We start from the raw sequence: 14,858 nt of genomic DNA, 5'->3' as shown, positions 1-14,858 counted from the left end.
CCCGCCGGGGGCGTTCGCGGTCACGGCCTAGGATGGTGCGGTGAGCACTCTGCACTTCTTCAAGGGCCACGGCACCGAGAACGACTTCGTGATCGTGCCGGACGCGGACGGCGAGCTGGACCTGACCGCCGAGCAGGTCGTCGCGCTGTGCGATCGGCGCGCGGGCATCGGCGCCGACGGCGTGCTGCGCGTGGTGCGCGCGGCGAAGGACCCGGCCGCCGAGCATCTGGCGGGCGAGGCCGAGTGGTTCATGGACTACCGCAACAGCGACGGGTCGATCGCGCAGATGTGCGGAAACGGCGTGCGGGTGTTCGCCCGGCACCTGGTCGAGCGCGGCCTGGCCGAGGCGGGCGAGCTGCGGGTGGCCACCCGCGGTGGGATCAAGGTGGTCACCGTACCGAGCGAGGGCGCGGTCACCGTCGACATGGGCGTGGCCCGGCTGCCCGGCTCCGGGGGCATCGGGGTGGACGTCGAGGGGCGGGTGCGGCCCGCGACCAACGTCGACATGGGCAACCCGCACGCCGTGGTGTTCGTCGAGGACCTGGCCCAGGCGGGCCCGCTCCACACGGCGCCCGCAGTATCCCCGGAAGGGGCCTACCCCGAAGGGGTCAACGTCGAGTTCGTGGTGCGTCGGGGACCGGGGCACGTGGCGATGCGGGTGCACGAGCGCGGATCCGGGGAGACCCGCTCGTGTGGGACCGGGGCGTGTGCGGTGATGGTCGCCGCGGCGCGGGCGGACGGTGCGGAGCCGGCCGTCACCGGTGAGCCGGTCACCTACACGGTGGACGTGCCCGGTGGTCGGCTGGTGATCACCGAGCGGGTGGACGGCCATATCGAGATGACCGGCCCGGCCGTGATCGTCGCCGAGGGGCGGGTCGACCTCGCCCGGTTGTGACATCCGGGCCGGCGATGTCGCCGGCGCCATCGGGCACCTGTGCACGCCCGGCGCCCCGTGATAGGTCTTGCATGACCTGGTCAAGCAATACCGTCATGGGGAGACACCGACATGAGCAGCTTGGACACGGCACGCGCCACCACCCGCGCGGTGAAGAAGACGGTGCAGGCGGGCGGGGCCTTCTTCTTCGCGCCGAACACGGTGGCGCGCGGCGCGGAGTTGGGCCTGGACGGCGTGACCCTGTACATCACCGGTCGCGGCGGGGTGCTCGGTGACGCGGACGACGAGACGGTGGTGCGCGCCTTCCACCATTTCACCGCCGAGACCCTGATCCCACTGTGGGAGGCGGGCCGTAAGGTCGCGCCGCCCGCGCGGATCGGCGAGCTGTACGCGGACTGCGTGCGCGCTTGGGGTCGCGAGCACTTGGCCGACCTGCCCGAGGTGGAGCGACTCGCCGCGATCACCACCCGGATCGTGCGGGCCAACGATCTGGGTGGGCTGGCTCCGCTCTATTCGGCCTGGCGCGGTGTACCTCTTCCGGATGACGCGCCCGCCGCGCTCGCGCAGAACCTCCAGACGCTGCGCGAGCACCGCGGCGGGCTGCACATCCTGGCCTTGGCCGCGCATCGTCTCGCACCGGTGGAGGCCCAGGCGGCCGAGGCAAGCCCGTATCTGGAGTTCTACGGGCACCGGAAGCCGTTTCCCGAGGTCACGGCCGAGCTGAGGGCCCGGCGGGAGGCCGCGGAGGAGCTCACGGACGAGCTGGTGGCGGCGGGCTACGCGGTCCTGGACGAGGCCGAGGCGGCCGATTTCGCCGCCCTCGAGCCGGCCCTGGGCGCGCGCCTGGCGCACTGACGCGGGCGGTGGGTCCCGGTACCGGGGTCCGGGAGAACCCCTAGGCGGGTCCTTCCTGGAGGTGGAGCGCCTCGGGGCTCTCTCCTGCCAGGGAAGGACCCGCCTTACCCGACGCCGGACCGACGCGGGACGAGGCGGGTATTCCTAGCCTGGGAGGTACCAGGAAAGCGGGGGAGTGGTCGTGCGTTCGGGCGGCGCACCCCGCCCCGACCCAAGGAGATTCCATGTCTGCCCGCACCCGCCGACTGACCCTGTTGGCCCCGCTGGTCGCGCTCCCGCTGGTGCTCACCGCGTGCGAATTCAACGTGGACACCGACGACCACGAGGCGGAGAAGAAGACCACGTCCTACGACGTCACGCAGAACGTGCGCTCCATCAAGGTGGACAGCAACGCGGGCAACGTCAAGGTGACCGAGGCCGACGTCAAGACGGTCAAGGTGACGGAGAAACAGCATTACGACAAGACGGCCCCGACGACCACGCACAACGTGGACGGCAACGGCCAACTGGTCCTGGACTACGACTGCGCGAACAAGAAGGCCTGCTTCGTGGCGTACGAGGTGACCATTCCGCGCGGGGGCGCCGCGCTCGACATCCGCACCGACGCCGGCAACGTGACCCTGCGCGATGTGACCGGGACGCTCAACCTGCACACCAGCGCGGGCAAGATCGACGGCGAGGGGGTCACCTCGGCGAAGGTGACCGCGCAGACCAGCGCCGGGTCGATCGACCTGACCTTCACCAAGCCGCCCACCGACGTGGACGCCAAGACCAACGCGGGCCGGGCCACGGTGCGTGTCCCGGGTGGGCAGCAGTACGCGGCGGACGTGTCCACCACCCTCGGCGACACCGACGTGAAGGTCTCGCGCAACGACCAGTCGCAGCACAAGATCAAGGTGCACACCGACGCGGGACAGGCGCGACTGCTCACCTCGTGAGGTCGCGGCGCGCGGTGGACCCGCACGGCGGATCCGAGAGGGTGCCTCGAGTGGGCGCCCGGGGCGTGGCCGCGGCTCTGGCGGGCCGGAGCCGGCCGGGTTCGCGGACGTCGCGTGACGAACCCGCCGAAAACCCGGATGCCCGTGCGGTGGCCGCCGTGGGACCATCGTGACGGCCGCCCCGGGGAATGGAGCGGCCCGCCGACTACGTTGAACAGGACGATATGACTTCTCGCTCACACCGCGCCGGACACGACGACACGGACTCGACTCCCCCATTCGACGACGCCGACGGCTTCGACGACGGAGCGGCCTTCGACGGATTCGGAACGGGCGATGACGTCGGGGTCGGTCCGCTCGACTACGACGGCGACCAGTTCGACCGCGAGGAGCGCAGCGCGCTCCGCCGAATCGCCGGTCTCTCCACGGAGCTGACCGATGTCACCGAGGTCGAATACCGGCAGCTTCGCCTGGAACGGGTCGTGCTCGTCGGGGTCTGGACCGACGGGACCGCGGCCGACGCCGAATACTCGCTCAAGGAACTCGCGGCGCTCGCGGAAACCGCGGGCTCGCAGGTGCTGGACGGACTGATCCAGCGCCGTGACAAGCCGGACCCGGCGACCTACATCGGGTCCGGAAAGGCCAGGGAACTGCGCGACGTGGTGATCGCCACGGGCGCGGACACCGTGGTCTGCGACGGTGAGCTGACCCCGGGTCAGCTCATCCAGCTCGAAGACGTGGTCAAGGTCAAGGTCGTGGACCGCACGGCGCTGATCCTGGACATCTTCGCGCAGCACGCCAAGTCCCGAGAGGGCAAGGCCCAGGTCTCGCTGGCGCAGATGCAGTACATGCTGCCGCGCCTGCGCGGCTGGGGTGCCTCGCTGTCGCGCCAGATGGGTGGCGGCGGCGGTGGCGGGATGGCCACGCGTGGTCCCGGTGAGACGAAGATCGAGACCGATCGTCGGCGCATCCGGGAGAAGATGGCCAAGATGCGCCGCGAGATCGCGGACATGAAGAAGGCCCGGGACACCAAGCGGCAGGAGCGGCGTCGCAACGCCATCCCGTCGGTGGCCATCGCGGGTTACACCAACGCCGGCAAGTCCTCGATCCTGAACCGGTTGACCGGTGCGGGCGTGCTGGTGGAGAACGCGCTGTTCGCCACGCTGGATCCGACGGTGCGCCGGGCCGAGACGCCCAGCGGTCGCGGGTACACGCTGGCGGACACGGTCGGCTTCGTGCGGCATCTGCCGCATCAGTTGGTCGAGGCGTTCCGGTCCACCCTGGAGGAGGTCGCCGACGCGGACCTGATCCTGCACGTGGTGGACGGCTCCGACCCCACGCCGGAGGCCCAACTGGCGGCCGTACGCGAGGTGTTCACCGAGGTCGAGGCGCACAAGGTGCGTGAGATCGTGGTGGTGAACAAGGCCGACGCGGCCGATCCGGAGGTGCTTGCGCGGCTGTTGCGTCGGGAGAAGCACGCGATCGTGGTGTCCGCCCGGACCGGGCAGGGCATGGACGAGCTGCTCGCGCTGATCGACGAGGAACTGCCGCGTCCGGACGTGGAGGTCGAGGTGGTCGTGCCGTACGAGCGCGGCGATCTGGTCGCCAAGGTGCACGGCAGCGGTGAGCTGCTGGCCACCGAGCACCGCGAGGAGGGGACCTGGCTGCACGCCCGGGTGGGCCGGCAACTCGCGGCCGAGCTGGAGCGGTTCGTGGTCGCCAAGCGCTGATCCTCGGAGCCTTCGGGCCCGGGTCGCACACCGACATCGGTGTGTGGCCCGGGCCTTCGTCGTGTCCGGGTGCGGCAGTGGCGCGGGGTGCGGTGGTCCGTTCAGCGTTTGCCGCCCAGATCCTCCAGCATGCGGCGGGCCTCCTGGCCCAGGTAGGGGCCAGCGATCCAGGTGTGTCCGGCGCCGCTGAGCGCGCTGTTGCCGATCAGCCGCAGGGTGCCGTCGGGGGCGGTGGCGTACCAACCGCCGCCGCTGGCGCCGGCCGTCATGGTGCAGCCGATCCGCAGCAGCGGCGGCGCGTTCGGGTCGACGGTCACCCGGCGCGGGGCCTGGGTGCAGCCGAACATGGTCAGGCCGTCGAAGGGGGCGTCCTGGGGGTAGCCGTACGCACTGGCGGCGGGGAGGTCGCGCGGGGCGTCGAACCAGACCGGCAGGGCGCGGCCGACCACCTCCTCCAGGCTGCGCGTGCCGCGGTCGGGGTTCTTGACCTCGACCACCGCGTAGTCGTGGGCGGTGGCCGGTGAGGTGGAGCCGGTGCCGCCCGCGCGCCACTGCTCGGAGGTGGCGACCGAGGTCGCCGGCCACTGGCCGAACGGCGCGACCGGGCCGGGGTTGCCGAGGTTGGCCAGGGTGGCCTGGCCGCTGCTGTTGAACGCGGGCACGAATTGCAGGCTGGCGAACCAGGTGCCGCCGCGGCCGGCGTGGACGCAGTGGCCGGCGGTCCAGACCAGGTTGCTGCGGCCGGGGCGCTTGGGGTCGGCGACCACGGTGCCGGAGCAGACCGAGGGGCCGTCGGGGGCCTCGAAGAAGAGTTTGCCGACGGCGACGGTGCCGGCCTCGCCGGTGTACGGGCGGGCGATCGGTCGGGCCTGTACGGGCGGTGGCTTGGCCTCGGCGAGCACGTCGGGCAGGGGGCCGCCGGTGGCCTGCGGGTCCGGCTCCTCGGGGGCCGCGGCGGGTGCGGGTGGGCCCTCGTCGCTCTTGGGGTCCCGGGGTTTGGCCCGGCTCATGCGTTCCGGGGTCCAGTGCGCGGGATCGCCCGGATCCGCGAGCGCCCCCGGCGCCCTGTCATTGCCGTCGTCGTTGCCGGCGCCGTCCAGTGTCAGTGCCATGACGGTGCCCGTCACCAGCAGCGACACCGCCACCGTCAGCGTGACGAACAGCGTGCGAACGCCGCGCGTCAAGCGCCTACCTCCCCGTGTGCGCCCCCGTATTCGACCGCCCGACAGTATCGGAGGGCGCGCCGGCCGTGATCGGGCGGCGGTTCGGTCGTTGTTTCAGCAGGGGCCGTCGATCCGGCGATAGTCACTCGTTGTGATGATGGTTTTGCCTTCCGTCGTCATTTAAAGGTAAGCCTTACCTAATTCCGATCGCCCTTGTGGAGGTGCCGCAGTCATGACCGCCGCCCTGACCAGGCCGGACGACCGCTCCGGTACCGAGGACCCGGCGTCACCCGCGCCGCCCGCCGACACCACGCTTGCCGACACCACGCCCGCCGACACTGCTCATGCCGACACCGCACCCGCCGACACCGCTCATGCCGACACCGTGCCCTCGGATGCCGGGCGGATCGGTCGGCAGCGCTCCGGCACGCCGGTTGCCGACGGGCCGGGCATCCTGCGCCGGCAGGCAGCCCGCGAGTCCTCGGCCCGCACCTACGCGCGATCGTTGCCGATCGTGCCGGTGCGGGCGCGCGGGATGACCGTCGAGGGGGCCGACGGCCGGCGCTATCTGGACTGCCTCTCCGGCGCCGGCACGCTCGCGCTCGGCCACAACCATCCCGTGGTGCTCGCCGCGATCCGGGGCGTGTTGGACACGGGCGCACCGCTGCACGTGCTGGACCTGGCCACGCCGGTCAAGGACCGTTTCGTCGAGGAACTGTTCGCCACGCTGCCGCCGGAGTTGGCGCGCGACGCCCGGATCCAGTTCTGCGGCCCGGCCGGCACCGACGCGGTGGAGGCGGCGCTGAAACTGGTGCGCACCGCGACCGGGCGGCGCGGGGTGGTCGCGTTCACCGGCGCCTACCACGGGATGACCGAGGGGGCGCTCGCGGTCGGCGGCGACACCGCGATCCGCGACGCGATCGGTGCGGGCACCGGCGACACCGTACGGCTGCCGTTCCCGCAGGACTACCGCTGCCCGTTCGGCACCGGCGGCGCCGAGGGCGAGCGGATCGCCGCGCACTACGCGCGCACGCTGCTGACGGATCCGGGCGGCGGAGTGCCGGCCGCCGCCGGGATGATCGTGGAGCCGGTCCAGGGCGAGGGCGGGGTGCTGCCCGCGCCGGACGGCTGGCTGCGCGAGATGCGTCGGCTGACGGCCGAGCGCGGGATCGCGTTGATCGCGGACGAGGTCCAGACCGGCCTGGGCCGCACCGGCGCGATGTGGGGTGTGGACCACGCCGGCGTGGTGCCGGACGTGATGGTCGTGTCCAAGGCGATCGGCGGCAGCCTGCCGCTGGCGGTGGTGGTCTACCGCGCCGAGTTGGACCGCTGGTGGCCCGGCGCGCACGCGGGCACCTTCCGCGGCAATCAGCTCGCGATGGCCGCGGGCACCGCGACGATCGCGTTCGTGCGCGAGCACCGACTGCACGAGCGTGCGGCCCTGCTGGGGGCCCGACTCGCGGGCGCGCTACGCGATCTGATGCCGGATCAGCCCGCGATCGGGGAGGTGCGCGGACGCGGCCTGATGCTCGGCGTGGAGATCGTCGAGCCGGACGCCGCCCCGGACGCGTGCGGGGCCCGTCCCGCGGCGCCGCGGTTGGCGATCGGGGTGCGGCGCGAGGCGCTGGCCCGGGGGCTGATCGTGGAACTGGGCGGGCGTCACGACAGCGTGGTGCGGCTGCTGCCGCCGCTGACGATGACCGACGTGCAGGCGGACGCGGTGCTGGAGCGGCTGGCGGACGCGATCGAGGCGGCCCGCTCCGGCCACTCGGGCACGGCGGCCGGATCGGGGTCGGCGTGAGCGGCGCGCGGCACGTCGGACATCCGGTCGGGGCCGCGCTCGCGGGCGGGGTCACCGGAGCCGACGAGCTGCGGGCGCTGGTCGAGGTCGCGCTGTCCGCGCTGGAGGCCGGGGTGGGCGCGCGGGGCGGGCCGCTGCCGGCGGGTGGTCCGGGCGTGGTCGCGGCCGAGGTGGCCCGGGTACTGGGCCCGGGCGCGTTGGGCGCGGGTGCGGCGGGGGCGTTCGCGGCCGCACGCGGGGCGGCCGGCGGTGGTCCGGGCCCGCTGCCGGTGATCGGGGTGGGCGAGTCCGCCGCGCTGCGCGAGTTGTCCGCGCTGCTGGCGTGGGGTACGGCCGATCCGGCCGATCCGCACTGCGCGGGGCATCTGCACTGCCCGCCGTTGGCCGTCGCGGTGGCGGCGGACCTGGTCGCCGCCGCGCTCAACCCCTCGCTCGACTCGTGGGACCAGGCCCCGGCGGCGAGCGCTCTGGAGGTCGAGGTGGTCGCCGCGCTCGCGGGCCTGGTCGGCTTCACCCCCGGCGTGGCCGGCGGCACGATCACCAGCGGCGGTACCGAGGCCAACCTGATGGGTCTGCTGCTCGCGCGCGACACCGCCGGGCCCGGGGTGGGCCGGCGGCGGATCCTGTGCTCGCAGGCCGCGCACTTCTCGGTGCGCCGCTGCGCGGGCCTGCTGGGCCTGGGCGAGGACGCCGTGGTCACCGTGCCGGCCGGCGCCGACCACCGGATGGACCCGGACGCGCTGGCCGCGGCCGGTCGGCGGGTGCTGGCGGGCAACGACCGGATCGCGGCGATCGTGGCCACCGCGGGCACCACCGACCTGGGTGCGATCGAGGCGCTGCCGGCGATCGCCTCGGTGGCCCGCGAGTTGCACGCGTGGCTGCACGTGGACGCGGCCTACGGCGGCGGCGCGCTGTTCTCGGACCGGCTCGCGCCGCTGCTGGTCGGGTTGGATCGGGCCCACTCGGTGGGTCTGGACCTGCACAAGCTGGGCTGGCAGCCGATCGCCGCCGGGGTCTTCCTGGTGCGCGACGCGGCGCTGCTGGGCCCGCTCGCACAGCGCGCCGCGTACCTGAATCCGGACGACGACGAACAGGCCGGCTACCTCAGCCTGTTGGGCAACTCGCCGCGCACCACGCGGCGCGCGGACGTGTTCAAGATCGCGGTCACCCTGCGCGCGCTGGGCCGCTCGGGGCTGGGCGAGCTGGTCGATCGTTGCCACGATCTGGCCCGGCACGCGGCGGAGTTGATTCGCGCCGACCCGCGCCTGGAACTGGTCGCGGAGCCGGTGCTCACCTCGGTGGTCTTCCGCTACCTCCCCGACCGGTACGACGGGCGCAGACCCGCGGACCGGGCCGAGGCGGACCGGGTCAACGCTGCGCTGCGCCGTCGGCTGCTGCACGAGGGGCGGGCGGTGGTGGGCCGTACCGAACTGGGCGAGGGGCCCGGCGCGATCCGGCTCAAGCTCACCCTGCTCAACCCGAACACCACCGGCACGGACCTGGCGGCGCTGCTCGCGGCAGTGGTCGAGGCGGGGCGCGCGGAAAGCGCCCCGGTGGGCTGACGCTCCGTCAACAATCCTCGGTTCCGCGCGCCTCGCATGTTTGCGACCTTTCGCGCCAAACAATCGACACGGGTCGAAATCTCCATATCCCGACAGCACGCCCATACACGGGCATCGACCACCGGGTCGATCGACACCACACGGAGCAGCGATGACCATCGCGGGTCCCGATCCGTCCGCCGTGCGGACGGATCCCGAAACGGACCATCTCGACGCGCCGGACACCCGGCGGGCCGCCGACGGGGCGACGGTCGAATGCCTGCTCCGCTGCTGGGTGCGCGAACGCGCGCTGCCCGAGCCGGAGTCGAGCATGCTGACCATCGATCTGCCCGCGATCGGCCGGACCCTGACGGTGCCGGTGCACTACTGGTCGCCCTCGGGGTGGCACCGCTTCGGCGCCCCGCGCCTGATCGACGAGGGCCCGCTGAACGCGGTCACGCTGACGCTGCTGTTGGGCGACGAGGCGAGCGCGCAGGAGGCGAGTGAGCGCGAGGCCGGCGCGGGGGCGCGCGAGGCCGGCGGGGCGTGCGGAGACACCGCGATCCGGGTGGCCGACTCGGTCACCCGCGCCGAGCGCTACATCGCCTACCGCCGCGCGCACCCCGAGGACCCGCCCGGTACGGCGCCGTTCCTGGCCGCCGAGCAGTCACTGGTGCTGGGCCATCCGATGCACCCCACGCCCAAGAGCCGAGACCGGCTCGACCCGGACGAGGACGCCGCGTGGTCGCCGGAATTGCGCGGCTCCTTCGCGCTGCACTGGTTCGCCGCGGACGCCGACCTGGTCGCGCAGGACAGCGCGCTGGAGCGCGAGGCGGCCGAGGTGCTCGCCGAGTTCGCCGGCGAGTTGCGCGCGCCCGCGGGCACCGTTCTGGTGCCCGCCCACCCGTGGCAGGCCCGGGACCTGCCCGAGCGCCCGCATCTGCGGGCGCTGTTCGACGCGGGTCGGCTGCGCGCGCTGGGCCCGGCCGGCGCCCCGTGGCATCCCACCTCGTCGGTGCGCACCGTCTATCGGCCCGACGCCGAGGTGATGCTCAAGCTCTCGCTGGGCCTGCGGATCACCAACTCGCGCCGGGAGAACCTGCCCAAGGAACTGCTGCGCGGGATCGAGGTGCACCGCCTGCTGCGCTCCGGCCTGGAGCACGAACTGCGGTCCGTGCACCCCGCCTTCGACATCGTCCGCGACCCGGCCTGGATCTCGGTGGCGCCGCCGGAGTCGTACCCGCGCCAGGACCGACCCGCGGCCGGCCTGGAGTTGGTGCTGCGGGCCAATCCGTTCGCGGTCGACCAGCGGGTCTCGTGCGTGGCCGCGCTGGTGGCCGAACGGCCCGGGATCGGCCCCTCGCGGCTGGCCGGATACGTACACGCGCTCGCCGAGCGCACCGGGCGGGCACCGGCCTCGGTCGCCGAGGAGTGGTTCGAGCGCTACCTGGCGGTGGTGGCCGAACCGGTGTTGTGGCTGGACCGGCACGCGGGCATCGCGCTGGAGGCGCACCAGCAGAACACCCTGGTCCTGTTGGACGCGGACGGCCTGCCGGTGGGCGGACGCTACCGGGACAACCAGGGCTACTACTTCCGCGCCTCGCGCGCGGGCGACCTGGCCCGCCGGTTGCCCGCCGCGGGGGTGGCCAGCGACACCGTGGTGGCGGACGAGATCGCCGACGAGCGGCTGGCCTACTACCTGGGCGTGAACAACCTGCTCGGCCTGATCGGCGCGTTCGGCGCGCAGGGCCTGGTCGAGGAGTCGGTGCTGCTGGCCCGCCTGCGCGCGTTGCTCGCCGGCCACGCGTCCACCTCCGGCGCGGCGCGCTCGCTGCTCACCGATCCCAGGCCGCGCTGCAAGGCCAACCTGATGACCCGACTGCACGGCCTCGACGAACTCGTCGGTCCCGTGGCGACGCAGTCGATCTACGTGCACATCCGCAACCCGCTCGCCGACGCCCCGGCGTGAGCCCGGTCCCAGGAGGTTCCGTCCCCGTATGAGCCCGTCATCCCTGTCGTCCCGCACCACCGATCAGCCGGCGCTCGCCGAGGCGGAGACCGTGCGCCTGGCCACCCGGCACCCGCGCGCGGGGCTGACCGGACCGCTCGCCGAGGCGGCGCGCTGGGGAGCGGTCCCGCTTCCGGTGGGCCGGTTCTCGCTGCACGAGATCCACCCCAAGCGCGACCTGGCGCTGCTGCACGCGTGGATGAACGACCCCGCCATCGCCCCCTGGTGGGAGTTGGCGGGGGACGAGGAGGTGGTGCGCCGACACCTGGCGACCCAGGCCGCGGGTACCCACACCAACGCCTACCTGGGCTGCCTGGACGACGAGCCGATCAGCTACTGGGAGCTGTATCGCGCCGACCTGGACGACCTGGCCCGGCACTACCCCGCGCGCCCGCACGACGTGGGGATCCACCTGCTGGTCGGCCCGGCGGCCCGGCGCGGGTGCGGGATCGGCTCGCTGCTGCTGCGCGCGGTCGCCGAACTGGTGCTGCGCGCCGCCCCCGACACGATGCGCGTGGTCGGCGAACCGGACGTGCGCAACCACGCGTCGCTGGCGGCCTTCGCCCGGGCCGGCTTCCGGCACGCAGGCGACGTCGAACTCCCGGACAAGACCGCCGCGTTGATGATGCGAGCGCGCAGCGTGCGGGAATCGGGTGCCCGACGGTGACCGAACGCCTGCCCGCCCCGCGCCGGGCGCCCGATCCCGGCGCGGTGGTGTACGACCTGGTCGGCGTCGGCATCGGGCCGTTCAACCTCGCGCTCGCCGCGCTGGCCGACCGGGTCGAGCCGCTGCGCACGCTGTTCCTGGACCGGGCCCCCGCGTTCAGTTGGCATCCCGGGCTGTTGCTGGACGGCACCACGCTCCAGGTGCCGTTCCTGGCCGACCTGGTCACCCTGGTCGACCCGACCAGCCCGTGGTCCTTCCTGGCCTATCTGCGCGCGCACGACCGGCTGTTCCCGTTCTACTTCGCCGAGCGGCTGCACGTGCCCCGCCGCGAGTACGACCACTACTGCCGGTGGGTCGCCGAGTCGCTGCCGGCCTGCCGGTTCGGCAGCGACGTGGCCTCGGTGTGCTGGGAAGGCGACCTGTACCGGGTCGAGTTCCGCGACATGGGGACCGGCGAGCGGCATCACGTGCACGCCCGGCACGTGGCGCTGGGCATCGGAACCGAGCCGGTGGTGCCGGAGCCGTTCGCGCGCCTGCTCGGCGAGAGCGTGCTGCACGCGGCCGACTACCTCGGCCACCGGGCCGACCTCACCGACGCCGAGGACGTCACGGTACTGGGCTCGGGGCAGTCCGGCGCCGAAGTCTTCCTGGACCTGCTGCGCCGGCGCGGACCGAACCGGCGCCTGACCTGGCTGACCCGCTCGCCCGCGTTCGCCCCGATGGAGTACTCCAAGCTCGGCCTGGAGCACTTCACGCCCGACTACACGCGCTACTTCCACGCGCTGCCCGAGCCGGTCCGCGACCGCCTGGTGCCCGAGCAGTGGCAGTTGTACAAGGCGATCAGCGCGGACACCATCGCCGCGATCCACGACGAGCTCTACGAGCGCGGGATCGCGGGCGGGCGGGTGCGCGCCACCTTGATGCCCGATGTCACGGTGACCGCCGCGCGCACCACCGGCGAGGGGGTGGAACTGGGCTGTCGGCACGGCGAACAGGACCGCGCCTTCACCGTGCGCACCGACCGGGTCGTGCTGGCGACCGGGTACGCGCCGCGGCATCCGGCGATATTGGATCCGCTCAAGGACCTGATCGCGCGTGACGACGCAGGCCGGCCGTTGATCGACCTGGACCATCGCGTCGAGCTCGCCGAGCACGTCACCGGCGGGCTGTACGCGCAAAACGCCGAGCTGCACACACACGGCGTGGGTACACCCGACCTGGGCCTGGGCGCGCACCGGGCCGCGACCATTCTCAACTCCGTGTGCGGCAGCGCGGTCTACCGGCTGCCGATCCGCACCGCGTTCACCACGTTCGGCCTGGCCGCGGGCGACACCGAGCCCGTGCGCCGGCCGCACCGACGGAGCGCGACCGACCCCGCAGAGGTACGCAATGTCGCAGTCGAACCCGGCAGCGGGGCCCATCGAGGCCGAACTGCCGCACCAGGGCACCCGACCCGCCGCGCCTGAGCCCGCGTCCCGGGTCCCCGGCGCGCGACCGGGCGCCGCCGGTGACCGGGACCTCTGGCGCCGGGTCAACCGGGACATGATCGCCAAGGCGCTCGCCGAGTTCGCCTACGAGGAACTGCTCGGCCCCGTCGCCGACGGCGACACCTACACCGTGGACGTCTCCGGCGACGTGCACTACCGCTTCCGGGCCCGGCGCGGCGCCTATGACGCCTGGCACGTGGACCCCGCCTCGGTAGTGCGCGAATGGGAGGGCGGCGCCGACCCGGCAGAGGACATGCTCCAGTTCCTGCTGGACGCGCACACCGTGATCGGGCTGAGCGGGGACACCGCGGGCCACCTGGTGCGCGAGTTGACCGCGACGCTGGCCGCCGACGCGGCGAGCGCGGCGAGCGCGGAGAGCGCCGCGACACTGGCCGACCTGGGCTACGCCGAGTTGGAGGGCCACCAGACCGGCCATCCGTGGATCGTGCCGAACAAGGGCCGGGTCGGCTTCTCGGCGAGCGACGCGCGCGAATACCCGCCGGAGGCGCGACGTCCGCTGCGGCTGCCGTGGATCGCGGTGCACCGGGACCTGGCCGTCTACCGCGCGGTGCCCGGGCTGGACCGGGCGCGGCTGTACGCCGAGGAACTGGACCCGGAGACGATCGAGCGCTTTCGTCGGGTGCCGGCCGCGCACGGTTGGGACCCGGACGACTTCCACTGGCTGCCGGTGCACCCGTGGCAGTGGGACGAGACGATCGCGACGCTGTTCGCGCCGCAGATCGCCGCCGGTGCGATCATCGCACTGGGCGAGGCGGAGGATCACCACCTCGCGCAGCAGTCGGTGCGCACCTTCCTGAACCTGGACCGGCCCGCCCGGCGCACCGTCAAGCTGCCGCTGTCGGTGCTGAACACACTGGTGTGGCGCGGCCTGCCCAGCGAACGCACGCTGGCCGCGCCCGCCGTCACCGACTGGGTGCTGGGGCTGCGCGACGCGGACCCGTTCCTGCGCGACGAGTGCCGGGTGATCATGCTCGGCGAGACCGCGTCGGTCACCGTGCGCCACCCGGTCCTGGAGGAACTGCCGGGCGTGCCCTACCAGTACCGCGAACTGCTCGGCGCGATCTGGCGCGAACCACTGGCCCCGCGCCTGGACCCGGGCGAACGCGCCCGCACGCTGGCGTCGCTGCTGCACGTGGACCCGGACGGCCGGCCGTTCGTCGCCGAACTGATCGAACGCTCGCAACTGGCGCCCCGGGTGTGGCTGCGCCGGCTCTTCCACGCGCTGCTCCCGCCGCTGCTGCACTGCCTGTACAAGTACGGTCTGGTGTTCTCCCCACACGGCGAGAACGCGATCGTGGTCTTCGACGAGCACGACGTCCCGGTCCGGCTCGCGATCAAGGACTTCGTCGACGACGTCAACATCAGCGATCAGCCGCTGCCCGAATTGGCCGAACTGCCCGTCGAGGTCGCCGCGGTGCTGCTTCGGGAACGGCCGGACTACCTGTGCCAGTTCATCCACGCCGCGCTGCTGGTCGGCCACCACCGCTACCTGGCCGATCTCGCGGCCCAACACCTGGGCGTCCCGCAGGAGGGCTTCTGGGCGCTGGTGCGCGAGGAGATCCTGGACCACCAGGCGGCGTTCCCCGAACTCAAGGACCGGCACGAGCTGTTCGACCTGCTCACCCCGCGGATCGAGCGGCTGTGCCTGAACCGCAATCGGTTGCTTCTGGACGGCTACCGGGACCGCCCCACGCGTCCGCACGTGGGCGCGCACGGGAGCGTGCCCAACGCGCTGTGCATGTGAGGCGCACC

The 14,858-nt window shown here is 73.2% G+C and carries 11 protein-coding genes; 10 read left to right on the top strand and 1 reads right to left on the bottom strand.

Features of this window, described 5'->3' with window-relative positions; genetic code table 11:
• Positions 1-40 precede the first annotated feature (40 nt).
• The 4 genes from dapF to hflX all read left to right on the top strand — a co-directional run bounded on the left by dapF (position 41) and on the right by hflX (position 4,418).
• Positions 41-895, top strand: coding sequence for a diaminopimelate epimerase (gene dapF, locus ACIRL2_RS01995; protein WP_402229464.1), 855 nt, complete (start codon positions 41-43; stop codon positions 893-895).
• Positions 896-1,006: 111 nt separating this feature from the next.
• The gene (locus ACIRL2_RS01990; RefSeq protein WP_395869376.1) at positions 1,007-1,750 is read left to right on the top strand and encodes an SCO6745 family protein; all 744 of its coding nucleotides are present in this window, start codon (positions 1,007-1,009) and stop codon (positions 1,748-1,750) included.
• Positions 1,751-1,974: 224 nt separating this feature from the next.
• Positions 1,975-2,688: a DUF4097 family beta strand repeat-containing protein gene (locus ACIRL2_RS01985; RefSeq protein ID WP_395869374.1), complete on the top strand. Its 714-nt coding sequence runs from the start codon at positions 1,975-1,977 to the stop codon at positions 2,686-2,688.
• A gap of 224 nt (positions 2,689-2,912) precedes the next feature.
• Complete coding sequence (gene hflX, locus ACIRL2_RS01980; protein ID WP_395869372.1) at positions 2,913-4,418, top strand: GTPase HflX; 1,506 nt, start codon at positions 2,913-2,915, stop codon at positions 4,416-4,418.
• A gap of 101 nt (positions 4,419-4,519) precedes the next feature.
• On the opposite strand, the gene ACIRL2_RS01975 is transcribed toward hflX, so the two are convergent.
• Positions 4,520-5,602: a trypsin-like serine peptidase gene (locus ACIRL2_RS01975; RefSeq protein ID WP_395869370.1), complete on the bottom strand. Its 1,083-nt coding sequence runs from the start codon at positions 5,600-5,602 to the stop codon at positions 4,520-4,522.
• A 211-nt stretch (positions 5,603-5,813) separates the two neighbouring features.
• Between ACIRL2_RS01975 and ACIRL2_RS01970 the strand changes: the two genes are divergently transcribed.
• The 6 genes from ACIRL2_RS01970 to ACIRL2_RS01945 all read left to right on the top strand — a co-directional run bounded on the left by ACIRL2_RS01970 (position 5,814) and on the right by ACIRL2_RS01945 (position 14,850).
• Complete coding sequence (locus tag ACIRL2_RS01970; RefSeq protein WP_402229460.1) at positions 5,814-7,382, top strand: diaminobutyrate--2-oxoglutarate transaminase; 1,569 nt, start codon at positions 5,814-5,816, stop codon at positions 7,380-7,382.
• Positions 7,379-8,944 (top strand): pyridoxal phosphate-dependent decarboxylase family protein, encoded by a 1,566-nt coding sequence (locus ACIRL2_RS01965; protein WP_402229458.1) that lies wholly within the window; start codon positions 7,379-7,381, stop codon positions 8,942-8,944. Before ACIRL2_RS01970 ends, ACIRL2_RS01965 begins: the two co-directional genes overlap by 4 nt.
• 151 nt (positions 8,945-9,095) lie before the next feature.
• The gene (locus tag ACIRL2_RS01960) at positions 9,096-10,892 is read left to right on the top strand and encodes an IucA/IucC family protein (RefSeq protein ID WP_395869364.1); all 1,797 of its coding nucleotides are present in this window, start codon (positions 9,096-9,098) and stop codon (positions 10,890-10,892) included.
• A 28-nt stretch (positions 10,893-10,920) separates the two neighbouring features.
• Positions 10,921-11,598, top strand: a complete 678-nt coding sequence (locus ACIRL2_RS01955) for a GNAT family N-acetyltransferase (RefSeq protein WP_395869363.1) — start codon at positions 10,921-10,923, stop codon at positions 11,596-11,598.
• The gene (locus ACIRL2_RS01950) at positions 11,595-13,064 is read left to right on the top strand and encodes a lysine N(6)-hydroxylase/L-ornithine N(5)-oxygenase family protein (RefSeq protein WP_395869361.1); all 1,470 of its coding nucleotides are present in this window, start codon (positions 11,595-11,597) and stop codon (positions 13,062-13,064) included. Before ACIRL2_RS01955 ends, ACIRL2_RS01950 begins: the two co-directional genes overlap by 4 nt.
• A complete protein-coding gene (locus tag ACIRL2_RS01945) occupies positions 12,988-14,850 on the top strand; it encodes an IucA/IucC family protein (protein WP_395869359.1) in 1,863 nt (620 codons plus the stop codon). The genes ACIRL2_RS01950 and ACIRL2_RS01945 overlap by 77 nt, the downstream gene beginning before the upstream one ends.
• Positions 14,851-14,858 lie beyond the last annotated feature (8 nt).

It is taken from the genome of Embleya sp. NPDC127516 (assembly GCF_044765325.1).
Classification (GTDB): domain Bacteria; phylum Actinomycetota; class Actinomycetes; order Streptomycetales; family Streptomycetaceae; genus Embleya.
This window is presented reverse-complemented; position numbering and strand designations above follow the sequence as displayed.

What these genes read in the sequence shown, in the direction of transcription:
- ACIRL2_RS01990 (WP_395869376.1), top strand. Translation starts at nt 1,007, where the DNA reads ATGAGCAGCTTGGACACGGCACGCGCCACCACCCGCGCGGTGAAGAAG.
- ACIRL2_RS01985 (WP_395869374.1), top strand. Translation starts at nt 1,975, where the DNA reads ATGTCTGCCCGCACCCGCCGACTGACCCTGTTGGCCCCGCTGGTCGCG.
- hflX (WP_395869372.1), top strand. Translation starts at nt 2,913, where the DNA reads ATGACTTCTCGCTCACACCGCGCCGGACACGACGACACGGACTCGACT.
- ACIRL2_RS01970 (WP_402229460.1), top strand. Translation starts at nt 5,814, where the DNA reads ATGACCGCCGCCCTGACCAGGCCGGACGACCGCTCCGGTACCGAGGAC.
- ACIRL2_RS01960 (WP_395869364.1), top strand. Translation starts at nt 9,096, where the DNA reads ATGACCATCGCGGGTCCCGATCCGTCCGCCGTGCGGACGGATCCCGAA.
- ACIRL2_RS01955 (WP_395869363.1), top strand. Translation starts at nt 10,921, where the DNA reads ATGAGCCCGTCATCCCTGTCGTCCCGCACCACCGATCAGCCGGCGCTC.
- ACIRL2_RS01945 (WP_395869359.1), top strand. Translation starts at nt 12,988, where the DNA reads ATGTCGCAGTCGAACCCGGCAGCGGGGCCCATCGAGGCCGAACTGCCG.